This window comes from Streptosporangium sp. NPDC049376 (assembly GCF_044466505.1).
Classification (GTDB): Bacteria; Actinomycetota; Actinomycetes; order Streptosporangiales; family Streptosporangiaceae; genus Streptosporangium.
The window spans coordinates 378,712-399,242 of sequence record NZ_JBITMT010000002.1 but is presented as its reverse complement, the minus strand read 5'-3'; the positions used below and the strand labels follow the sequence as shown (position 1 = coordinate 399,242).

Below are 20,531 nucleotides of genomic sequence, written 5' to 3'. Positions count from 1 at the left end.
GTGACGGGGAAGGCTCGGCGGACCGTCGCCGCGGCACTGACGCTGGCGGTGACGGTCCCCATGCTGTCGGCCTGCTTCGAGGAGCCTTCGGCCCACGAGGCGGTGCGTGACTTCCTGGTCGGCTGGCAGACGGGCGACTACGTCGCGGCGGCCAGGCGTACCGACGGGGACGAGCGGACGGTCAGCAAGGCCCTGGAGAACGCCAAGGTCCAGCTCGACGCCGCGTCCTTCCGTTTCAAGGTCAAGGGCATGCGCCGTACGGGGGACGAGACGGAGGCCGACTTCGACGCGGAGGTCGACCTGGGGGAGAACAACCCCCTGTGGCAGTACACAGGAAAGCTCCCCCTGCACCTGGTGGACGGCCGCTGGAAGGTGCGCTGGTCGCCCAGCGTGCTCCATCCCGACCTGCACGAGGGGCAGCGCTTCGCGGTCGACGTCATCCCCGAGGGGCGTAAGCCGATCCTCGACCGCAACGGCGACCCGCTCCAGCAGGAGGCCACGCTGTACGTGGCGAACGTCGTCCCGGCGTCGCTGAAGGATCCGGTGGCGGTCTGCGAGCAGCTGTCGAAGATCACCGGCTTCCCCCAGGACCGGCTGCTGAGCCGGATCAGGTCGGCCAGGCCCAACGTCCAGGTGCCGCTGGTGACCTTCGGACGCGCCAAGTACGCCCAGCTCAGCGACAAGCTGGCGGCCGTTCCCGGCATCGTCGTCTCGCCGCAGAAGCAGCCGGTCGCCCCCGACTCGCCCGCCCAGATCGTCGGCACCGTCACCGCGGTGACCCCGGAGACCGAGCAGCAGCTCGGCGGTCCGCAGCGGGCGGGCGACACCGTCGGCAGGACCGGGCTGCAGAAGGCCTACCAGGAGCACCTGACCGGTTCGACGGAGACACGGGTCATCACGGTCGACCTGAAGACGAACCAGCAGGTGGCCGAGCTGCGCAAGTGGCGGCCCAGCCGCTCGACCTCGCCGGTGCGCACCACGCTCGACGGCCCGGCCCAGAAGGCGGCCGACGCCGCGCTCTTCGGCGGCACCCCCGGCATGCTGGTGGCGGTCCAGGCCTCGACCGGTGAGATCCGCGCGGTCGGCAGCACCAAGGAGTACAACCAGGAGAAGGACGCCCTGGCGGGCAGGTTCCCCGCGGGCACCACGTTCTCGATCATGACGATCGAGGGGCTGCTCAAGGCGGGGATCAGCACCAAGCAGCGGCTCGCCTGCCCCGTGGAGCGCAGTGTCGGCGGCGCCCGCTTCCACCAGGCGGACCCGCCGGGTGGGACGGCGCCGAGCATCCAGGGTGACTTCGCCAGCGGGTGCGTGACCGCGCTGACCGCGCTGGCCCGCAGGATCGACGGCGCCGAGCTGACGGCCAGCGCCGCCAGGTTCGGCATCGAGTCGCCGTGGACACTGCCGCTGAAGTCCTTCAGCGGCTCGGTCGGCCCCCTGCGTACGGACGCGGCCACCGCCAGGGCCATCGCCGGGCAGAACGTGCTGGTCAGCCCGCTGTCCATGGCCCTGGTCGCCGGGGCGGTCGCCTCGGGCACCTGGCGTCCGCCGGTCCTGGTCACCGACCCGCACAGCCCGGACCCCGCGGCGGAGGCGGAACCGCCGAAACCGCCGAGTCCGATCAAGATCGACGACAAGGCCATCGCCACGCTCCGCACCCTCATGCGGTCGGGAGTGGTCGCGGGCTCCGCCAGGTCCGCCGCGGCGCCGGGCGACCCGGTGCACGGCGTCACGGCCGCCGCCACGCAGAGCCGTAAGCCGCTGGCCTGGTTCGTCGGCTGGCAGGGCGACATCGCGGTGGCCGTGCTGATGGAGAGCGCCGACTCGACCGCGGGGGCGACCGTCGCGGGCCGTTTCTTCCAGAAGTTGCACACCGAGTCGTGACGGTCTGAGATTTTCTCCTCGCCCTGAGCAACCATCGGGTGTCCGGCCTGCGTCTTCCCAGATGACCGGGCACCGCTTGGGGGGTTGCGGACCCGGTCGCCTCGATGGGACCGGGGCCTCGTCTCGGGGGAGGCCTCGGTCCCGTCACGACCGGCCGGCCCCGCCGGTCGCCGGGGAACGAGCCGTTCACCGGGAATCGAGTTGGCGTTACCGGTGTTGTACCGGGTATCTTCGGATCCTCGGTCCCAGGACCGGGTTGACAATTCAACAGGGGGGTGACTGGTTTCGACTTTGGCTTTGCAAGCCAGGAGAAGCGGGTCGAGGACTGCGGACATAACCTCGTTAACACTGTGACCGCAACCAACAAGTGCCAATAAGACGCACTCCGAAGTCAGCCAGGCTCGCCTGGCGCTCGCCGCCTAAGCAGCGAGTGACTTCTGCCGGCCCGGGAGCGCCTCCGGCCCGGATCCGGCATCGCTAGGAGGCTCAACCGATCGACCCGGCCACGGGGAAGATCGGGAAACCAAACAGTGGCTGAGCCCGTCGGCGTCTTGCCTGTGTGATCGCCGGGGCTGAGAAAAGCAAAGCAGGCTGCACCCGGAGAAGCCCTGTCTTGGAGTTGAAGGACGCGGGTTCGATTCCCGCCACCTCCACCCCCGTTCCGTGCCCCGCGCACGGAGCAGATCGTCTGAGGGCGGTCGCACGGACCCGAGTCCGCGCGGCCGCCCTCGGCGTTTTTCCGAAGTCGCGACTCGAACGGGTTTTCCCCTCCTGGAAGAGGATCGAACTGGTTTACTGTTCGCCATGACGACCCTTCGTGAGAGAGCAGAGCTGTTCCACTCGTTGCACCGGGGCGGCACGCCGCTGGTGCTCGCCAACGTCTGGGACGTCGCCGGCGCGCGTCTCGTGGAGGAGGCCGGGGCCGGGGCGGTCGCGACGACCAGCGCCGGGGTCGCCTGGAGTCTCGGCGCCCCCGACGGTGACCGGCTCGACCGTGACCGTGCGATCGACCTGATCGCCAGGATCGCCGCCGCCGTCGACCTGCCCGTCACCGCCGACATCGAGAGCGGCTTCGCGGACACCCCGGAGGGGGTCGCCGAGACGGTCGGGCGGGTGATCGCGGCCGGTGCCGTCGGAGTCAACATCGAGGACGCCCTGCACGGCGGGGACACGCCGCTGCGTCCCGTCGAGGAGCAGTGCGAGCGGCTGGCCGCCGCCAGGCGGGCGGCCGAGGAGGCGGGGATCCCCCTCTACGTCAACGCGCGGACCGACGTCTACCTGCGTCAGGTCGGCGAGACGCCGAAGGAGCGGTTCGAGGCGGCGGTCGAGCGCGCCGAGGCCTATCTCGCGGCCGGGGCCAGCGGCGTCTTCGTGCCCGGGGTCGTCGATCCGGAGACCGTCGCCGCGCTCACAGGGGCCGTGGCGGCTCCGTTGAACATCCTGGTGGGGCCCGGGGCCCCCACGGTCGCCGAGCTGGCCGAGCTCGGTGTCGCCCGGGTCAGCCTGGGCTCCTCGATCGTGGGAGCCGCCTACGCCGTGATCTGGGAGGCCACCCGGGAGGTCCTCGCCTCGGGCACCTACACGCCTCTTGAGGGCGCCCTGGATTACGGCAGGCTCAACGCGATTTTGGGCGGCTGAGAGGGCCGGTCAGTCGCTCGGCAGCTGGCCCAGCGTCACGGTGACCGTCGCCCTCGACGCGTCGGCGCGCAGGAGCTGGACCTGGGCGCGGTCGCCGGGATTGAGGCCCGCCATGGCCTCGGCCAGGGCCTGGGTGTCCAGGGTGGGGGCGCCGTTGATCGACAGGATCACGTCGCCACGCCTGATGCCCGCCTTCGCGCCGCTGCCGCCGGGGGCGACCCGTACGACACCGACACCCGCGGGCCTGCCGTCGGAGCCGATCACCGTCTGCACGGTGATCCCGAGGGCCGCCCGGTGGGTGTTGGTGACCTTGCCGTGCCTGATGATCTGGTTGGCGATGTCGGTCGCGGTGTTCGAGGGGATCGCGAACCCGATGCCGGGGGCCTGACCGCCGCCGAGCTCCGGGTTGACGGCCGTCAGGGTCGGGATGCCGATGACCTCGTTGGAGAGGTTCACCAGGGCGCCGCCGCTGTTGCCGGGGTTGATCGCGGCGGAGGTCTGGACGGCCCCGGTGATCGTCGCCCCGGGGCCGCCCTCCTCCTGCGGTTCGCTGACCGTACGGCCGAGCGCCGAGATGATGCCGTTGGTGACGCTGCCGGACAGGCCCAGGGGGTTGCCCATGGCGAGGACGAGCTGCCCGACCCGGAGCTTGCTCGAATCTCCGAACCTGGCGGGCTTCAGCCCCGTGGGGTCGTCAACCTTGATCACGGCCAGGTCGCCGAGCCCGTACGCCTTGACGAGCCGTGCGGCGCGGGGTTTGCCGCCGCTGGCCAGTGTCACCTCGAAGGTTGTGGAACGTCCGATGACGTGGGCGTTGGTGATGATGTGTCCCTGTGTGTCGTAGATGACACCGGAGCCGAGGCCGCTCTTCGTGGTGATCTGCACGATGGACGGCAGCACCGTGGCGATGACCTGCTCGTACTTGGTCTCCAGGGCCTCGGGCCCGACAGGGGAGCCGCCCGGCGGTGGGCCGATGGGGGCGCCGGGGGAGGCGCCGTCCGCCGAGGCCCGTGGTGGCGTGGCGATCGTCGTGCCCGGTTGTGAGGGCTCGGGGCCCGCCGCCGGTGGTCTCGCGCTCTGACCGCATCCCGCGAGCGTCATGACGACGGCGACGGACAGCGCGGTCCGTGAACTCCATCCCTGCATGCGGGAGTATCTTCCCAGCTCAGCGCGGAAGATGCTCTTGACGGGGAGCGGCGGACCGGCCCCTTCCCCGGTGTCTCGTGGCCGAAGCGTGATGGTATGCGTTTCGCCCATCAGGTGAGGTGGCATAGCCTGGCGCTCATGGCGGATGTTGGCGGCGACTCCTCCGGGGGCCCTCACGATGGATACATCCCGTCCTACGACGCGCCCACGGCGCCCATCCCCGCCATCCGCGCCGAGGACGGCACGCTGATCAACCCTCGGGTGCCGCGCCGGTTCCCCATCGGCGACGGCGAGGAGACCGTGCTGGTCCCCAGGCCCGAGCTGCCCGCTGAGCCGTCTCCCGAGCCGGAGCCTGAGGCGGCCGAGGAGCAGGAGTCCGTCTGGCTCTTCCCCATGGCGGGCTTCCCCGGGCTCGAAACGGATGAGAGGGAGCACGCCCCCGAGGCGCCGGAGCCGGCCGAGTCGCCCTCCGGCGGCCTGTCCGGGGTCTGGGCCTGGGAGGCCGCGGCCAGGAACGCGGCCGGAGACTCCCCCTCGAAGCCCGTCTGGACGCCCGCTCCGGCCGAGGAACCCGCGGTCAGGCCGACGCCGTCCCTCGTGCCCGGCCCGCCGCCCGCGCTTTTCGCGCCCCCGGCGAAGCGGCGCAAGGAGGGCCTGCTGACCCGGATCGGGGACATCCCCGTCCGGTTCGTCTACAGCGTCGGCGCCGCGCTCGTCACGGCCCTGGCGGTCTTCCTGATCTTCGTGCTGTTCTCCGGCGACAGGCCCCACAGGATCGACCAGTCGGGCAGCGGGGCCGGAGCGGGAGCCGCCGTCGTCTCGCCCGCACCGTCACCGTCCGCGGTCGCCCTGCCCGGCCTGCCCCCGACGACGAAGTTGCGGGCGCTGCCCGGCACGCCGAGCCCGGTGCTCGGCGCGGTCACCGACAGCAGGGCGGCGATCACCTACGCCAAGCTGGGCAAGCCGTGGCAGGTGGCCGACATCCCCTCCTTCTCCGCGGGCCAGCAGGTCGGTACGGCACGGCAGCCGGGCACGATGGTCGTCTCGGGCCTGCTCCCCGGCGCCTCTCCCCAGGCCGACCTGAAGACCGACGCCGAGTTCCGCAAGGCGGCGGCGGGCGCGGTGAGGTGGACGGTCGCCAACCACTATCCGGCGGGCGCCAAGGTGGCCTGGACGGCGTCGCAGAAACCGGCCACGGGCAAGGGATGGACGCTCGGCTACCGGGTGACCTACACGGTGAAGGGCAAGCGGCACACCTCGCAGGCGGCGCTCACGCTGCTGGACATCGGCCGCCGCAAACCGGCCATCCTCTTCGTCACCGTTCCGGACACCCGCAAGGAACTCTGGGCTGATATCGCGCCGTTGGTGGCAAGTGCCCGGGCGCTCTGACGGAAACACATTCTAGAATCTGCTTCTGTCACTGAACCCTGTCTGGAGGCTCTGTCATGGCGATCGGGTTGGGGGAGGAGCACCGGGAGCTTCGCGAGTCGGTGATCGGCTGGGCGGCGCGGAACATCCCGCCCGAGGTCCTGCGGGCCGCCGTGCAGGCCCCGCAGGAGACCCGTCCGGCGTTCTGGACGAGCCTCGCCGCCCAGGGGCTCCTCGGCCTCCACCTTCCCGAGGAGTACGGCGGCAGCGGATACGGCCTGCTGGAGACGGCCGTGGCCGTCGAGGCGCTGGGGGAGCGGGTCGCCCCCGGCCCCCTCCTGCCGACCGTCCTGGCGAGCGCGGTGATCCTGGCCTCGGACGGCAAGGCCCGTGCCGAACTGCTCCCCGGGCTCGCCGACGGCACGCTGACCGGCGCGGTCGCGCTGACCCGCCCTTCGGCCGGTTCCCTGACGGGCACCCGCGGCGAGGACGGCACACTGACCGTCGGCGGCGTTGTCGAACCGCTCCTGGGTGGCACCCTCGCCGACGTCCTGGTGCTTCCCGTCGCCACGCGGCAGGAGCGGGTGTGGGTCGTGGTGGACGCCTCAACGGTGACCGTGACACCGATCCAGGCGCTGGACCTCACCCGGGGAGTGGCCAGGGTCGAGGCCGAGTCGGTCGAGGTGCCGCCGGGGAGGGTCCTCGACGGCCTGAGCTCGGAGCGCGTCCACGACCTGGCGGCGATCCTGCTCGGGGCCGAGGCCGCGGGCGTGGCCGCCTGGTGCGTGCGCGCCGCCTCCGAGTACGCCAGGGGCCGCGTGCAGTTCGGCCGTCCCATCGGGCAGTTCCAGGGGGTCAAGCACAAGGCGGCCCGGATGCTCGTCGCGCTCGAACAGGCCCGCGCGACCGTGTGGGACGCCGTCCGGGCCGCGCGGACCGCCGAGGAGGACGGCGTCGCACGGACGGCCGGGGGTGACGTCGCACAGGAGGCCGGGGAGGGCACGGCCGTACGGACCCTCGGAGAGGGCGGCGCCGCGCGGACGGCCGAGGACGACGTCGCGCGGGCGGCAGGGGGGGACGCCCGGGAGGCGGCCTACGCCGCCGCGGTCGCCGGGGTGGTCGCGCCGGACGCCGCCGTCGGGTGCGCCAGGGACGCGATCCAGATCTTCGGCGGCATCGGCTACACCTACGAGCACGACGTCCACCTCTACTACCGCCGCGCGCTGAGCCTGCGCGCGCTGCTCGGTCCCTCCGCCGGGTGGGCCGACAAGGTCGCCGGGCTGGCGCTGGACGGCGTGCGCCCGCAGATGGAGATCGACCTGCCCGAGGAGGCCGCCGGGCTCCGTGAACGCGTCCGCGCCGAGGTCGCCGGGTTCGCCGGGCTCGAAGGCCGGCGGCAGCGGCGGGCGCTGGCCGAGGCCGGTTACGTCATGCCGCACCTGCCCAGGCCGTGGGGGCGCGAGGCCACCCCCCTCGAACAGGTGCTCATCCTCCAGGAGCTGCGGGCGGCCCGGGTCAGGCCACCCCAGATGATCATCGGCGCGTGGGTCGTGCCGTCGATCGTCGCCTACGGCACCGCCGAGCAGCAGGAACGCTTCCTGCCCCGCACCCTCAGCGGGGAGACGGTCTGGTGCCAGCTGTTCTCGGAGCCGGGCGCGGGCTCCGACCTGGCCTCCCTCCAGACGAGGGCGGAACGGGTTGAGGGAGGCTGGCGGCTCAACGGCCAGAAGGTCTGGACCTCGATCGCGCACATCGCCGAATGGGCCATCTGCCTCGCCCGCACCTCCTCGACCGGCTCCAAGCACGAGGGCATCACCTACTTCCTGGTGGACATGAAGACCCCGGGCGTCACGGTCAGGCCGCTGACCGAGATGACCGGGGAGAGCATGTTCAACCAGGTCTTCCTCGACGACGTGTTCGTCCCCGACGAGCTGGTCGTCGGCCAGGTCGGCGACGGCTGGCGGGTCGCCCGCAACACCCTGTCCAACGAGCGGGTCCTGCTCTCCTCGGGGACGGGCGGCACCGGTTCCTCGATCCGCGACCTGCTCGGGTTCGTGGGCAGGCTCGGCCGCGAGCTGACCGCCGTCGAACGCCAGGACCTGGCGGAGGTGCTCTGCGAGGGCCACTCGATCGACGCGCTCGGCCTGCGGGTGACGCTGCGGCAGCTGAGCGGCGCCGAACCCGGCGGCGACGCCTCGGTCCGCAAGCTGCTGTCCACCTCACACGCCCAGCACGTCGCCGAGTGCGCGGTCGGCCTGCTGGGCGCCGCGGCGGTGACCGCCGCCGACCGTACGCTCGGCGACGCGGGCCACTGGAACCGCGCCATCCTGGCCACCCGGGCCATGACGATCTACGGTGGTACCACCGAGGTCCAGCTGAACATCATCGGTGAACGGCTGCTCGGCCTGCCCCGCGACCCGGAACCCGGCAGGTGATTCGCGCCGCTACTGTACGGTTTCGGCCTGGATGACTTTTCCCATCGTCAATGACCTTGTGGACGACGCCACAGGAAGGCAAGAATCAGATCACCATGCCCAAGGTGACAATTCCCCCCACGCCTCCTTCGGGCCCCGTCCCAGTCGTGAAGCGATGAGCGGTTCCAGCCGTGAGGCGACGAGCGATGAGACGGTGCTCGGACCGCCGCAGGCCGAGCCTGAGCCACCCGTGGACGTCGAGCCGGCGCGGAGGTTCTCGCCGGTCGCCCTCCTGCGCGCCTGCAGGCCCCGCCAGTGGCTCAAGAACGGCCTGATCTTCGCGGCCCCCGCCGCGGCGGGCGTGCTGTTCACCGTGCAGGGAATGCTGGACGCGCTGATCGCCTTCGCCGCCTTCTGCGTCGCGGCCAGCGGGGCCTACCTGCTCAACGACGCCTCCGACGTCGAGGCGGACCGCCGCCACCCGCGCAAACGCCACCGCCCGATCGCCGCGGGCCTGGTCCCGATACGGCTCGCCTGGGCGGTCGGGATCGCGTTCGTGCTGCTGGCCCCCGCGATCGCCGCGCTGTCCGGTGGCTGGCGGCTGCCGCTCGTCGTGGCGGGTTACCTGTCGCTGACCTTCTCCTACACCTACTACCTCAAGCACCAGGAGGTGGTCGACCTCGTCGCGGTCGCGGGATGCCACGTCATCCGGGCCTTCGCCGGGGCGATCGCCGTACAGGTGCCGGTGACGAGCTGGTTCCTCGTGGTCATCTCGCTCGGCTCGCTGCAGCTCGTCGCGGGCAAGCGCGAGACCGAGCTGCGCGCCGCGATGGGCAACGAGACCGGCAACGCGACCCGGGCCATCCTGGCCGCCTACACGCCCGGCTATCTGGCCGGGGTCAGGATGATGGCCTCGGGAGCCATGATCGTGACCTACTGCCTGTGGGCGCTGAACGAGCACTCGGGGCCCTTCTACCCGATCAGCATCGTCCCCTTCGTGCTGATCGTCCTGCGGCACAACCTGCTGGTCGACCGGGGCGTCGGCGAGGAGCCCGAGGAACTCGCCCTGCGTGACCGGCCCACCCAGCTCTTCGTCGCCCTTCTCCTTCTTCCGCTCCTGATCGGGATCTACCTCACATGACCCTGCTGACCGGCTGGGGCCGTACCGCGCCGACCGTCGCGCGAGTGGCCAGGCCTCGTTCACCGCAGGAGGTCGCCGACCTCGTACGGCGGGCCTCGGACCGGGGCGTCGCCCCCAGAGGACTCGGCCGGGCCTACGGCGACGCCGCGCAGAACGCCGGAGGACTCGTCCTCGACTGCACCTCGCTGACCTCGTGGTCCCTCGACGAGTCCACCGGGCTGGTCACCGCGGGCGCCGGACTCAGCCTGCACGACCTGATGACGGCCCTGGTGCCCAAGGGCTGGTTCGTCCCCGTCACACCGGGCACCAGGCACGTGACGGTCGGCGGGGCCGTCGCGGCGGACGTGCACGGCAAGAACCACCACGTGGACTCCTCCTTCGGCGCCCACGTGCGCTCCCTGACGCTGGTCGCCGCGGACGGCGGCAGCCGTACGGTGACACCGGCCGACGAGCTGTTCTGGGCGACGGTCGGCGGGATGGGGCTCACCGGGGTGATCGTCGAGGCGGTCTTCCAGTGTGTGCCGATCGAGACCTCGCGGGTCCGGGTGGACGTCGAACGCACCCGTGACCTGGAGCACACGCTTGAGACGATGACCGCGACCGACGACCGTTACCGCTACACGGTCGCCTGGATCGACCTGCTCGCCTCGGGGGCCAGGATGGGCCGCAGCGTGCTCACCCGGGGCGACCACGCGAGCCGCGCCGAGCTGCCCAGGGGGACCGAGCCGCTGGCCTTCGCGCCGAGGACGCGGCTGAAGGCACCGCCGTGGGCGCCGAACGGCATGCTCAACCCGCTGACCGTGCGGGCCTTCAACGAGGCCTGGTACCGGAAGTCGCGTCCGGCGACGGGGCTGATCCAGGAGATCGGGCCGTTCTTCCACCCGTTGGACTTCGTCGAGGGCTGGAACCGGGTCTACGGGTCGAACGGTTTCGTCCAGTACCAGTTCGTGGTGCCCTTCGGCGAGGAGGCGACGCTGCGGCGGATCGTCTCCAGGCTCTCGGCCGAGGGCGTGGTGTCCTTCCTGACCGTGCTCAAGCGGTTCGGTCCCGGCACGCCGGGGATGCTGTCGTTCCCGATGCCCGGCTGGACCCTCGCCCTGGACATCCCGGCGGGCCGCGCGGGTCTCGCCCGGCTGCTACGGGAGTTCGACGGGTGGGTCATGGAGGCGGGCGGACGGCTCTACCTGGCCAAGGACTCCCGCATGTCGGCGCGGTCCCTGGCCGCGATGTACCCCAGGCTCGACGAGTGGCGCAAGATCCGCGAGGAGGCCGACCCCGCCGGGGTCTTCCGCTCCGACCTGGCCAGGAGACTCGGGCTGTGAAGACGACAGGTTGTGGGAGGCTCGTCCGATGAAGAACGCCCTGGGCTCGGTGGACACCGTGCTGCTGCTCGGCGGGCGCAGCGAGATCGGTCTGGAGATCGTCCAACGGCTGGTCCGCGACGGTGCCCGCAAGGTCGTGCTGGCCTCGCGGGACCCCGGTGAGACGCCCCCGGCGATCGGCACCGCCGAGGTGCACCTGCTTGAGTTCGACGCCTCGGCGCCGGAGACGCACGGGGAGGTGATCGAGGCCGCGGTGAAGCTGGTCGGCGACCTCGACGTGATCATCCCCGCCTTCGGGGTGCTGGGCAGCCAGGAGGTCTACGACGCCGACCCGGTGGCCGCCGCGCGGGCGGTCGCCGTCAACTACGGCGGGCACGTCTCCGCGGGGCTCTTCGCGGCCCGGCGGCTGCGCGAGCAGGGCCACGGCACGCTGGTCGTCCTGTCGTCGGTCGCGGGAATCCGGGTGCGCAGGGCCAACTTCGTGTACGGCTCGGCCAAGGCGGGCCTGGACGGCTTCGCCCAGGGGCTGGGTGACGCGCTGCACGGCTCGGGTGCCCGGGTGATGGTCGTCCGGCCGGGCTTCGTGATCGGCAGGATGACCAAGGGCATGTCCCCGGCGCCGCTGTCCTCGACCCCCGGCCAGGTCGCCGACGCGGTGGTCGCCGGGCTGCGCTCCGGTGCCGAGGTGGTGTGGGTGCCCGGCGCGCTGCGCGCGATGTTCGCGGTGATGCGTGTCCTGCCTCGCGCCGTGTGGCGGAGGATGCCCCGTTAGTCCTCCTTCAGGAGGGCGCGCATGCCGTCGAGGATGATCCGCAGGCCGTACTCGAAGCTCGCGTCCCCGTCGTCGTCGAAGAGGCGGTGGAGGGCCCGCAGGGTGAGGGGGAAACGCCCGGGGTCGAGGGAGGCGGCCAGCAGTCCCTCCTGGTAGGGGTTGCCCGCCTCGCCGTACGCCTCGCCGGTGCGGGCCTGCTCCTCGATGGTGAAGCCGATCGTGTAGTGCAGGAGCGTGGGCAGGGAGCGGGCGGCCACGTCGAGGGGGAAGCCCGCGTCCCCCAGGGTCCGCAGGGCCAGTTCGGTGGTCCGGAAGATGGCCGGGTCGGTGACATGGGTGCCCGCCATCATCCGCGCTCCGTCGCGGTAGCACAGCATCGTACGGCGCAGCAGCCGGAACCTGTCGGCGAGCCACTCGTCCCAGGGGGTGCCGCGTCCGGGTAGCTCAAGCCCCACGGTGCTCTCGGCGAACACGATCCCGGTCATGACGTCGAGCAGCTCCTGCTTGTTCTTGACGTGCCAGTAGAGGGCGGGGGCCTGCACGCCGAGCTCCCTGGCCACCAGGCGCATGGTGAGCCCGTCGAGGCCGACCTCGTTGAGGAGTCGCAGTGAGGTCCGCGCGATCTCCTCGGCAGTGATCTTCATCCCGTTCTCCGTCCTGTGCCCTTGACAGCTTAACATCGTTCAATTAATCCTTAACGCAGTTAAATTTAACGGCGTTAAGGGGGCGATCATGGAGAAGACGGACGTGGTGGTCGTGGGCGGCGGGCCGACCGGGCTGATGCTCGCGTGCGAGCTGAGGCTGGCGGGCGTCGAGGTCGTCGTGCTCGACCGGCTCGCCGAGCGCGGCCGGGAGTCACGGGCGGGGGGCATCCACGCGCGCACCATGGAGGTTCTCGACCAGCGGGGCCTTCTCGGCGGTTTCCTCGACGTCGGACGGCGACTGCAGGCGGGGCACTTCTCCGCGCTGCCACTGGACTTCAGCGGCCTCGCGACCAGGTATCCCTTCCTGCTCATGGTCCTGCAGACGACCATCGAACGGCTGCTTGAGGAGCGCGCCGCCCAGCTCGGTGTGCGGGTGCGCTGGTCGTCCGGGGTGACGGACCTGCGTCAGGACGCGACCGGCGTCGAGGTCGGGACCGAAGGCGGCGGCAGGCTGCGCGCGTCCTACCTGGTCGGCTGCGACGGCGGGCGCAGCACGGTCCGCAAGCTCGCCGGGATCGGCTTCCCCGGAACCCCGGCGACGATGACCGCGCTGCTCGGCGACGTGTCGCTCGCCGACCCGCCCAAGGAGGTGATCTTCCAGGAGCGCAGGGAGCACGGCTCCTTCACGGTGCTTCCCTTCGACCAGGACTGGTACCGGGTGATGACCAACGAGTACGACCACGTTGCCGACCGGGACGCCCCGGTGACCTTCGAGACGCTGCGGGAGACGATGGTCAGGATCGCCGGGACCGACTACGGCATGCACGATCCCCGCTGGGTCTCCCGGTACGGCGACGCCGCCCGGCAGGCCGAGCGCTACCGCGAGGGCCGGGTGCTGCTCGCCGGGGACGCGGCGCACATCCACTTCCCCGCGGGCGGCCAGGGGCTGAACACGGGCGTGCAGGACGCGTTCAACCTCGGCTGGAAGCTCGCCCTGGTGGTCAACGGCACGGCGCCGGAGGAACTGCTGGACAGCTACCACGCCGAACGGCACCCGGTCGCCGAGGAGGTGCTGCGCAACACACGGGCGCAGACGGTGCTGGGGCGCCCCGGAGAGCAGATGACCGCGCTGCGCGAGACGTTCGGCCGCCTCATCGAGGTGGACGAGGTGAACCGGCTGCTCAGCGGCATGATCACCGCGCTGGACGTCCGGTACCCGCTGGGCGGGGACCACCCGCTGCTCGGCCGCCGGGTCCCCGACCTCGACCTGCTGACCCCGGACGGCCCGGTCAGGCTGTACGGCCTGCTGCACACGGCCAGGCCGGTGCTGCTCGATCTCGGGCCGGCAGGGGAGGCGGGGGAGGTCGTCAAGGGATGGGACGGCCGGGTCGACCTGGTCGAGGCGAGCTGCGCGGAGCGGGTGTGGACCGTGCCGGGCGCCGGGGAGGTTCCCGCCCCCCGGGCGCTGCTTGTGCGCCCGGACGGCCATGTCGCCTGGGTCGCCGGGGCCTTCTCCGAAGGTGAGGAGGCCGCTCTGCGCGCCGCCCTCACCACCTGGTTCGGCCCGGCCCGCTGAGGCCCGGCCCTGAGGCCCGGCCCGCTGAGGCCCGCCCGCTGAGGTCGCCCGGGGGCGGGGCCGCTTGGCCCGCGGGTCAGCGGGTACCAGCACCACATGCCTGATCTCCTGCCGGAGGAGAGCCTCGGGGAGGTCGTCAACCTGCTCGTCCGTCTCGTCGAGGCGGCGGGCGCGATCGTCATCTTCGCCGGGGCGGTCACGGCCTTCGCGCGGTTCCTGCTGGCTGCGGTGCGCGGGGACGGTGATGGGTTCGTCACCGTCCGGCTGTTCCTGGGCAGATTCCTCGCGCTGGGGCTGGAGTTCCAGCTGGCCGGTGACGTGCTGCGGACGGCCGTCTCACCGAGCTTCGCCCAGATCGGGCAACTGGCGGCGATCGCGACGATCAGGACCGCGCTGAACTTCTTCCTGAGCAGGGAGATCGAGCGGGAGAGGAGCATGATCGGCGATGGCTGACCTCCTCGGGACAGCCGTCGTCCTGATCGTCACCATGGGACTGGCCGCCTCGTTCGCCGTGCTGGCGCGTGGCGGCGGACCCGGGGGCGCGATGGCGGTGCTGCTCGACTTCCTCGTCGCGGCGGGTCTGTTGCGCCTTTCTCGGGCCCAGACGTGGACGGCGATCGCCCTGGCGGCGCTCACGGTGGTCGTCCGAAAGGTCGTCGTGGCGGGCTTCCTGACCCGGCCGCGACCGCCTCGGCGGCGAACGCCCGCAGAGACCCGTTGAGAGACCCGCGCTCAGGCCCTGGCGGCCTGGGCGCTCTCGCCGGTGAACGCCGCGACGGCTCCCAGACCGAGATAGACGACGCCGCTGGTGACGTTCAGGCGGCGCCGGGCACGGGCGGAGCCGCGCAGGCGCCCGGCCAGCGCGGAGGAGAGCAGGGCGAAGGCCCCGTCGCTCGTGAGGCCCAGCACGATCCAGATCAGGCCGAGCACCACGATCTGCGGCGCGATCGGGCCCCGCGCGGGGTCGGTGAAGTGCGGGAGGAAGGCCAGGAAGAAGATCGCGGTCTTCGGGTTCAGCACGTTGACCACGAAGCCCTCCCAGAACAGCCGCGACCTGGAGGCGGTCCCGAGCTCGGCGGGGGCGTCGCCCTCGGTGCGGGCCGCCATCAGCTTGCGGACGCCGAGCCAGGCCAGGTAGGCCGCGCCCAGGTACTTCACCACGGTGAACGCGGTCGCGGAGGCGGCCAGCAGCGCGCTGATGCCCAGGGCGGCGGCGGCCACGTGGACCACGGAGCCCAGGTGGATGCCCATCACCGACAACATGCCCGCGGTACGGCCCTGGGCGACGCTGCGGGTCACGATGTACAGGACCGCGGGGCCCGGCACGAGCAGCAGGGCGAGGGTCGCGGCGGCGAAGAGAGTGAGCGTCGTCAGGTCCGGCATATCCGGATCGTAGAAGGGTGACCTGGCCGTTCGCCTCAGGTTTTTCCACCGTACGGCCCCGCCCGGAGCCGCAGCCGGAACCGTACGGCCCGGCTCGGGATCGCGGCCTGGCCGTACGGCCTCGTCCAGGGCCTCGTCCGGGGCCTTGTCCGGGGCCGCGGCCCGGCCGTACGGCTCCGCCTCAGGGGACGTCGGTCGCGCGGGCCGCGGCGGTCAGGGCGGTCAGCAGGGCGGCCGTCGCCGGGGGAGGGGGCGGCTCGCCGTACGTGGCGGCGTGGATGTGCCGGGTCGAGCCGGGCACCTCCACCGCGTTGACCCCCGGGTTGCGGTGCGCGCGCAGGGCCAGGCCCGGCAGGAGCGTCACCCCCATCCCGGCGGCCACGAGGGCCTGGGCGGCGACGACGTCGTCGGTGGTGAAGGAGATGTCCGGAGCGAAGCCCGCACGCGCGCACAACCGCAGCAGGGGGCCGCGGCACCGGTCGCAACCCCCGATCCACGGGGAGTCCCGGTGCGCGGACAGGTCGCCGGGCACACCCGAGGTGACCAGGTAGCCGGGGTCGTCCATCAGGTGGGTCAGCCGGACGCCCTCGGCCTCGGCGCCGGTGCCAGAGTGGTGGAAGACGACCGCCACGTCCACGTGGCCGGCGCGGAGCATCCGCAGCGCCTCGTGCGGTTCGGTCTCGGTCAGGCGCAGTTCGAGTCCCGGATGCTCCCTGGCGAGCCGCGAGACCGCCCCGGGCACGAACGTGCCGAGCGCCGCGGGGAAGGCGGCCAGCCTGACCCGGCCCGCGCGCAGGCCGACGTGCGCGGAGAGCTCGGCGGCGGCGGAGTCGATGCGGCCGACGATCTCGGCGGCCCGTTCGGCCAGCAGGCGCCCCGCCTCGGTGAGCCGGATGCCCCGGCCCGCCCGCTGGATCAGTTTGGCCCCGGTCTCGGCTTCGAGCCGGGCGAGATGGTGGCTGACGGAGGGCTGGGAGTAGTGCAGTTCCCTGGCGGCGGCGGTCACCGAGCCGTGCCGTGCGACGGCGGCCAGGACACGAAGCCGTACGACGTCGAGCATGTATCAAAGTTATCGATGAATCAGCGGAAAGACAGGCACTGGACGTTATGCATTGGTACGGCCATGCCGTGCCTATGACCTGCCGGTCGGCTGATCCCCCGGCCCCTCCTCCCGGCCGAGGCCGAGACCGCGCCTGATGTCCTCAAGGCGGGCGGCGCCCTCGACGTCGAGGGTGGCGCGCTCGACCTCCAGCATCCTGGCCTCGACGGAGCCTGTGGTCAGCTCCGCCTCACCGAGGGCATGGGCGTACCGTTTGTCGATCCTCTCCCTGACCTCCCCGAGGGTCGGGGTCTCCCCGGCGGGGCCGAGCCCGGACAGCTCACCCATGGCCCTGTTGAGCTGTTCCTGCATCTCGGCCTGGTCGAGCTGCGACAGCAGGCGCATCCGTTCGGCGAGCGTGCGCTGCAGGGCGGCGGCGTTGGTGTCGACGGCCGCGCGGGCCTGGTCGGAGGCCTGCCGCGCGCGCTCGTACATGAGCCGGGTGTCCCGCAGCGAGTCCTCCGCGGCGACGAGCCGGGAGGCGAAGGCGCGGGCCGACTCCTCGTAGGAACGGGCCTTGGCCTCCTCCCCCGCGGCCCTGGACCCCTCGGCCAGCAGGACCGCCTGGCGGGCGTTCTCCTGGAGACGGTCCGTCTCCTCCGTCGCGCGGGTGAGCCGCAGCTCAAGTTCGTGCTCGTTGCCGATGACCGAGGCCGCCCGCTGGGTCAGCACCCGGTGCCGTTCCCTGGCCTCCTGTACGGCCTGCTCGATCTGGACCCGGGGGTCGGACAGCTCGGAGAGCCTGCCGGACAGGGCGAAGACGAGATAGCGCCAGGCCCTGCGGACGAGTGCGAACATGGGGACTCCTTACCGATTACCGCTCCGGAGGGGGCTGCCGGTCCAGCGCGTCGCGAGTGATCTGTTCGGTTTCACGCAGGCCCACGCGGACCCCTTCGAGCCCGGCGGCCAGCTCGTCGAGCACCCGTGCCGGGTCCAGGACCCCGGTGGCCGACGTCGCCGCCAGCTCGACCACCCGCGCCAGGAGCCCCTCGATGCTGATCGTGCTCGACTCCATCCGGGCGAGCGCCCGGTCCCTGGTCTCCGCGAGCCGGTCGACCACCTCAAGCTGGGCGGCCAGCGAGGCGAGCGCGCGGTCGATGTCCTCGACGACCTCCTTCCTGGCCTGCTCCCTGGCGCCGGTCAGCCGGAGGCGCTCCCGCATGAGCTGGTCGAGGTCGAACCTGTCCAGCGCGGCACAGGCCAGCGACGCCTGCTGGGCCAGCCGCCGCAGGGCGGCCATCGCGTCGTCCACCTGGGGACGCATCAGCGCGACCCGCCCGGCCAGCGGGCCGTCCCCCATCGAGGCGCCCAGTTCGTCGAAGCTCCGCGTCGCCTCCTCCGCCCGCCGCAGCCACCGCTCCTCCTGGCTGCCCGAGGTGACGGTCGCCGTACGGCCGCCGTCCCGGCCCTGCAGGACGGCGCTGCCCACCTTGGTCAGCCAGACGGCGGCCCCGACGAAAACGGCGGCCGCCGGGGGCACGTTCACGGCCCAGGCGGCGCCCGCCGCGGTCACACCGAGCAGCAGCCCCCACGGGTCGCGTAGTTCCTCACCGAGCCGGGACATCAGAAGTTGGACACCACCGCGGTGAACACCTGGTCGATGCTCCCCGGCTCCCTGGAGTCGTAGGCGGCGGCGTTCGTCATCTGGGAGATCTGCCTGAGCACGCCGAGGTCGGCGTCCTGGCCGTAGGCGATCGTGAACATCCGCACCGACTCCCCGGACGGCTCGGTGCGCAGCCCGGCCAGCAGTTTGTCCAGGGAGAGACTGTTGTTGTCCTCGTTCCTGCCGTCGGTGAGGAAGACGACCGCGTTGATCGCGTCACCGCTGTGCCGCCCGCGCACGTGCTGGTAGGCGGCCATCGCCGTGTCGTACAGGCCGGTCCCGCCGTCCGGGGTCAGCCCGCCGAGCCTGGCCCGCAGCCGCTTGCGCTGGGCGTCGTCGACGGTCGCCATCGGGGCCAGCTCCAGATGGTCCTTGGCGCCGTCCCGCTCGGTCGAGAACATCCACAGGCCGACCTGGTCGTGCGGCCCGAACTGGGGCAGCGCGTTGACGGCCGCCTGCTTGGCGAGTTCGAGCTTGCTCCTGCCCGTGCCGGGCACCTGGGCGCCCATCGAGCCGGAGACGTCGATCACCATGAGCACGTTGGCGGGCTTGCGCAGCTCGGCCCAACTGGACAGCACCTTGTCGAGCACGTTGGGGGCGGGCGGGCTGAGCGTGTTCCCCGGTTCGGCGGGCAGCAGCCCGTTCGCCTGGGTGATGAGCCCGCCGGGCTTGCCGTCGTGCGACCTGAAGGCGTGGTCGGTGAACTGCTTCTGCTGCGGCGCCGCCTGGAGGTAGGCCAGGAAGTCGGCGGCCACGGCGCGCTTGGCGTCGTCCACCCACGGCGTGGTCAGCACCGCGTACGGGTTGTCCGAGTAGAGGGTGCCCTCCTTGGGGTAGATCGCGACCAGCGGCACCTTGGGTTTGCCGTGCTCGCCGAGCGTCGTGGGGTCGCCGGTCGGGTTGCCCTCGTTGTAGTCCCAGACGGACTTCTCCTCGACGGCCACGGCGGAGATGTAGCTCAGGCCGGTCCCGGCGTCGTCGGCCCGCTGCAGGTTCGACAGGAACGTCAGCGTCGTGTCGCCGTAGTGCACGATCGAGTGCTCGACCCCCCGCACGAACTCCCGCGCCGCGGGGTCGGCCACGTTGTGCTCGGACAGGTCGCCCGACAGGCCGGTGGCCGCGAAGTAGGTGCCGATGGTGGCGTTCAGGCCACTGGTCGAGAAGTTGGGGTTGGTCTTGCCCAGCCGGAAGGCACCCCACTCGGGATGGCCGTACTTGGCCCACGAGCTCTTCGACAGTTCGAGCAGGTCGGACCAGCCGAGTTTCTTGCCCGGCCAGCCGAGCGCCTCGGCCATCGGCTTGGGCATCGCGATGACCAGCGGCGTCTTGGCGATCGACGGGTTGTCGTCGGCGACGGGGGAGGCGGTGTCCGCCGCGGCGGCGCGCTGCCTGAGCAGGGCGATCCAGCTGCTGCTCGCCGGGGACCAGACGTCGGGGCGCGGGCCGTCCCGTCCCTCGTCCCAGCCTCTGGCGAGCGCCTGGATCAGGCCGCCGCTCGACCTGGTCACGGCGATCTCGGCGCACCGGGCGCCGACCTTCCTGCCGCTGTAGCCGGCCGCCATCTTCCTCAGCAGCTCGGCCTTCTCAAGGGAGGCGGCCACGGTCAGCCGTATCCTCTCGCCGTCGCAGGCCGCCGCGGTTTCGGTGCCCTTCCCGGATTCGCCGCCTCCGCCGCCCTCGTCGTCCCGGGCTCCGATGAACAGCCGCAGGCCGACGATCAGACTGCCGGCGACGAGGATCGCGATGACGAACGGGGCGACGTTCCTGCGTCGTCGCTGCGGCTGCTGCACCCGGCCTCCTGAGGATGGTGGTGTCTGTCCGACGCGGAGTTCGCCACCGCCCCGGCGGGAACCGTGATCCGCGATCAAGGGCGAAGAGCCGGTGCATCGTCAGACGATCGTAGGAAGAACCGTTTTACTCGGACAAGAGGTGATCGGCTACCCGTCCGTGGACGAGGTCGACGAGGGTGGCGTGCAACTGCTCGACCGGGCGGGTGGGATGCAGCGCCCTGCGCTCGATCGAGGTGGTCAGGACCATGCCGAACAGCGCGGTCGCCGCGGTCTCCACGTCCAGGTCAGCGCGGACCGTTCCCCGGATGACCGCCTCGCGCAGCGTGTCCGCGTAGACGCCCAGCACCTCCCGCCTGAGCGTGGCGATCGTCTCCTGCCAGGCCGTACGCCACATCTCGGTCAGCAGCACCCGGGCGAAGGCCGCGTACTCCTCGAAGAAGCGCAGCTGCGCCATGATCACCGCGTCCAGCGCCTCCAGCGGGCTCTCCTGGGCCTGGGCCGCCCGGGTCATCGTCTCCGCCAGTTGCCGGATGCCGTGTTCGAGCAGGGCGGTGAAGAGCCCGTCCTTGCTGCCGAAGTTGTAGAAGACCGTGCCCTTGGCCACCCCGGCCCGTTCGGCGATCGCCTCGACGGTCGCCGCCGCGTAGCCGTCCTCGGCGATCACCTCTACCGCCGCGCCGAACAGCCGAAGCCGTGTCGCGGCCCTGCGGCCGTCCTCCCCGCCCGCGGCCCGCTGTCTCGTCATGCGCCA

The 20,531-nt window shown here is 71.9% G+C and carries 18 protein-coding genes and 1 other RNA gene; 11 read left to right on the top strand and 8 right to left on the bottom strand.

Annotated elements, in window-relative coordinates:
• The 3 genes from ACIBVQ_RS07215 (at nucleotide 1) to ACIBVQ_RS07205 (ending at nucleotide 3,522) form a co-directional block, all read left to right on the top strand.
• On the top strand, nucleotides 1-1,884 hold the full coding sequence (locus ACIBVQ_RS07215; RefSeq protein ID WP_399176198.1) for a penicillin-binding transpeptidase domain-containing protein: 1,884 nt from the start codon (nucleotides 1-3) through the stop codon (nucleotides 1,882-1,884).
• 271 nt (nucleotides 1,885-2,155) lie between these two features.
• Nucleotides 2,156-2,540: a transfer-messenger RNA gene (gene ssrA, locus ACIBVQ_RS07210) on the top strand.
• 148 nt (nucleotides 2,541-2,688) lie between these two features.
• The gene (locus ACIBVQ_RS07205; protein ID WP_399176196.1) at nucleotides 2,689-3,522 is read left to right on the top strand and encodes an isocitrate lyase/phosphoenolpyruvate mutase family protein; all 834 of its coding nucleotides are present in this window, start codon (nucleotides 2,689-2,691) and stop codon (nucleotides 3,520-3,522) included.
• 9 nt (nucleotides 3,523-3,531) lie between these two features.
• On the opposite strand, the gene ACIBVQ_RS07200 is transcribed toward ACIBVQ_RS07205, so the two are convergent.
• Entirely contained in the window at nucleotides 3,532-4,668 is a 1,137-nt protein-coding gene (locus ACIBVQ_RS07200; RefSeq protein ID WP_399176194.1) for a S1C family serine protease, read from the bottom strand.
• 138 nt (nucleotides 4,669-4,806) lie between these two features.
• Here ACIBVQ_RS07200 and ACIBVQ_RS07195 point away from each other — a divergent pair, with 138 nt between their 5' ends.
• From ACIBVQ_RS07195 to ACIBVQ_RS07175, 5 genes are all read left to right on the top strand, one after another.
• Nucleotides 4,807-6,057, top strand: a complete 1,251-nt coding sequence (locus ACIBVQ_RS07195; RefSeq protein ID WP_399176192.1) for a hypothetical protein — start codon at nucleotides 4,807-4,809, stop codon at nucleotides 6,055-6,057.
• A gap of 56 nt (nucleotides 6,058-6,113) precedes the next feature.
• Nucleotides 6,114-8,471, top strand: a complete 2,358-nt coding sequence (locus ACIBVQ_RS07190; RefSeq protein WP_399176190.1) for an acyl-CoA dehydrogenase — start codon at nucleotides 6,114-6,116, stop codon at nucleotides 8,469-8,471.
• 154 nt (nucleotides 8,472-8,625) lie between these two features.
• Complete coding sequence (locus tag ACIBVQ_RS07185) at nucleotides 8,626-9,591, top strand: decaprenyl-phosphate phosphoribosyltransferase (RefSeq protein ID WP_352009806.1); 966 nt, start codon at nucleotides 8,626-8,628, stop codon at nucleotides 9,589-9,591.
• Nucleotides 9,588-10,913: an FAD-binding protein gene (locus ACIBVQ_RS07180; RefSeq protein WP_386193265.1), complete on the top strand. Its 1,326-nt coding sequence runs from the start codon at nucleotides 9,588-9,590 to the stop codon at nucleotides 10,911-10,913. The genes ACIBVQ_RS07185 and ACIBVQ_RS07180 overlap by 4 nt, the downstream gene beginning before the upstream one ends.
• Nucleotides 10,914-10,941: 28 nt before the next feature.
• Nucleotides 10,942-11,685, top strand: coding sequence for an SDR family NAD(P)-dependent oxidoreductase (locus ACIBVQ_RS07175; protein ID WP_362910038.1), 744 nt, complete (start codon nucleotides 10,942-10,944; stop codon nucleotides 11,683-11,685).
• Here ACIBVQ_RS07175 and ACIBVQ_RS07170 read toward each other — a convergent pair.
• Complete coding sequence (locus tag ACIBVQ_RS07170; protein WP_399176187.1) at nucleotides 11,682-12,329, bottom strand: TetR/AcrR family transcriptional regulator C-terminal domain-containing protein; 648 nt, start codon at nucleotides 12,327-12,329, stop codon at nucleotides 11,682-11,684. The genes ACIBVQ_RS07175 and ACIBVQ_RS07170 overlap by 4 nt on opposite strands.
• 88 nt (nucleotides 12,330-12,417) lie before the next feature.
• Between ACIBVQ_RS07170 and ACIBVQ_RS07165 the strand changes: the two genes are divergently transcribed.
• The 3 genes from ACIBVQ_RS07165 to ACIBVQ_RS07155 all read left to right on the top strand — a co-directional run bounded on the left by ACIBVQ_RS07165 (nucleotide 12,418) and on the right by ACIBVQ_RS07155 (nucleotide 14,626).
• Complete coding sequence (locus tag ACIBVQ_RS07165) at nucleotides 12,418-13,905, top strand: FAD-dependent monooxygenase (protein WP_399176185.1); 1,488 nt, start codon at nucleotides 12,418-12,420, stop codon at nucleotides 13,903-13,905.
• Between the two features lie 96 nt (nucleotides 13,906-14,001).
• Nucleotides 14,002-14,358 carry a DUF1622 domain-containing protein gene (locus ACIBVQ_RS07160; RefSeq protein ID WP_352009801.1) on the top strand — a complete coding sequence of 119 codons (357 nt, stop codon included), beginning with the start codon at nucleotides 14,002-14,004 and terminating at the stop codon, nucleotides 14,356-14,358.
• Nucleotides 14,351-14,626 (top strand): hypothetical protein, encoded by a 276-nt coding sequence (locus ACIBVQ_RS07155; protein WP_362910032.1) that lies wholly within the window; start codon nucleotides 14,351-14,353, stop codon nucleotides 14,624-14,626. The genes ACIBVQ_RS07160 and ACIBVQ_RS07155 overlap by 8 nt, the downstream gene beginning before the upstream one ends.
• Before the next feature lie 11 nt (nucleotides 14,627-14,637).
• Here ACIBVQ_RS07155 and ACIBVQ_RS07150 read toward each other — a convergent pair whose 3' ends face one another.
• From ACIBVQ_RS07150 to ACIBVQ_RS07125, 6 genes are all read right to left on the bottom strand, one after another.
• Complete coding sequence (locus ACIBVQ_RS07150; RefSeq protein WP_362910031.1) at nucleotides 14,638-15,288, bottom strand: LysE family translocator; 651 nt, start codon at nucleotides 15,286-15,288, stop codon at nucleotides 14,638-14,640.
• A 181-nt stretch (nucleotides 15,289-15,469) separates the two neighbouring features.
• Nucleotides 15,470-16,348 carry a LysR family transcriptional regulator gene (locus ACIBVQ_RS07145; protein WP_386193251.1) on the bottom strand — a complete coding sequence of 293 codons (879 nt, stop codon included), beginning with the start codon at nucleotides 16,346-16,348 and terminating at the stop codon, nucleotides 15,470-15,472.
• Nucleotides 16,349-16,420: 72 nt separating this feature from the next.
• Nucleotides 16,421-17,185: a PspA/IM30 family protein gene (locus tag ACIBVQ_RS07140; protein ID WP_399176182.1), complete on the bottom strand. Its 765-nt coding sequence runs from the start codon at nucleotides 17,183-17,185 to the stop codon at nucleotides 16,421-16,423.
• Nucleotides 17,186-17,201: 16 nt separating this feature from the next.
• Nucleotides 17,202-17,951: a hypothetical protein gene (locus ACIBVQ_RS07135; protein WP_399176180.1), complete on the bottom strand. Its 750-nt coding sequence runs from the start codon at nucleotides 17,949-17,951 to the stop codon at nucleotides 17,202-17,204.
• Nucleotides 17,951-19,780, bottom strand: coding sequence for an extracellular solute-binding protein (locus tag ACIBVQ_RS07130; RefSeq protein ID WP_399176178.1), 1,830 nt, complete (start codon nucleotides 19,778-19,780; stop codon nucleotides 17,951-17,953). Before ACIBVQ_RS07130 ends, ACIBVQ_RS07135 begins: the two co-directional genes overlap by 1 nt.
• Nucleotides 19,781-19,904: 124 nt before the next feature.
• Nucleotides 19,905-20,525 carry a TetR/AcrR family transcriptional regulator gene (locus ACIBVQ_RS07125; protein WP_352009794.1) on the bottom strand — a complete coding sequence of 207 codons (621 nt, stop codon included), beginning with the start codon at nucleotides 20,523-20,525 and terminating at the stop codon, nucleotides 19,905-19,907.
• Nucleotides 20,526-20,531 lie beyond the last annotated feature (6 nt).

Excerpts from the sequence above, each read along its gene's own strand:
- ACIBVQ_RS07135 (WP_399176180.1), bottom strand. The coding sequence starts at position 17,951 with ATGTCCCGGCTCGGTGAGGAACTACGCGACCCGTGGGGGCTGCTGCTC.
- ACIBVQ_RS07140 (WP_399176182.1), bottom strand. The coding sequence starts at position 17,185 with ATGTTCGCACTCGTCCGCAGGGCCTGGCGCTATCTCGTCTTCGCCCTG.
- ACIBVQ_RS07155 (WP_362910032.1), top strand. The coding sequence starts at position 14,351 with ATGGCTGACCTCCTCGGGACAGCCGTCGTCCTGATCGTCACCATGGGA.
- ACIBVQ_RS07195 (WP_399176192.1), top strand. The coding sequence starts at position 4,807 with ATGGCGGATGTTGGCGGCGACTCCTCCGGGGGCCCTCACGATGGATAC.
- ACIBVQ_RS07190 (WP_399176190.1), top strand. The coding sequence starts at position 6,114 with ATGGCGATCGGGTTGGGGGAGGAGCACCGGGAGCTTCGCGAGTCGGTG.
- ACIBVQ_RS07165 (WP_399176185.1), top strand. The coding sequence starts at position 12,418 with ATGGAGAAGACGGACGTGGTGGTCGTGGGCGGCGGGCCGACCGGGCTG.
- ACIBVQ_RS07205 (WP_399176196.1), top strand. The coding sequence starts at position 2,689 with ATGACGACCCTTCGTGAGAGAGCAGAGCTGTTCCACTCGTTGCACCGG.
- ACIBVQ_RS07185 (WP_352009806.1), top strand. The coding sequence starts at position 8,626 with ATGAGCGGTTCCAGCCGTGAGGCGACGAGCGATGAGACGGTGCTCGGA.
- ACIBVQ_RS07160 (WP_352009801.1), top strand. The coding sequence starts at position 14,002 with ATGCCTGATCTCCTGCCGGAGGAGAGCCTCGGGGAGGTCGTCAACCTG.
- ACIBVQ_RS07175 (WP_362910038.1), top strand. The coding sequence starts at position 10,942 with ATGAAGAACGCCCTGGGCTCGGTGGACACCGTGCTGCTGCTCGGCGGG.
- ACIBVQ_RS07125 (WP_352009794.1), bottom strand. The coding sequence starts at position 20,525 with ATGACGAGACAGCGGGCCGCGGGCGGGGAGGACGGCCGCAGGGCCGCG.
- ACIBVQ_RS07200 (WP_399176194.1), bottom strand. The coding sequence starts at position 4,668 with ATGCAGGGATGGAGTTCACGGACCGCGCTGTCCGTCGCCGTCGTCATG.
- ACIBVQ_RS07170 (WP_399176187.1), bottom strand. The coding sequence starts at position 12,329 with ATGAAGATCACTGCCGAGGAGATCGCGCGGACCTCACTGCGACTCCTC.
- ACIBVQ_RS07150 (WP_362910031.1), bottom strand. The coding sequence starts at position 15,288 with ATGCCGGACCTGACGACGCTCACTCTCTTCGCCGCCGCGACCCTCGCC.
- ACIBVQ_RS07180 (WP_386193265.1), top strand. The coding sequence starts at position 9,588 with ATGACCCTGCTGACCGGCTGGGGCCGTACCGCGCCGACCGTCGCGCGA.
- ACIBVQ_RS07145 (WP_386193251.1), bottom strand. The coding sequence starts at position 16,348 with ATGCTCGACGTCGTACGGCTTCGTGTCCTGGCCGCCGTCGCACGGCAC.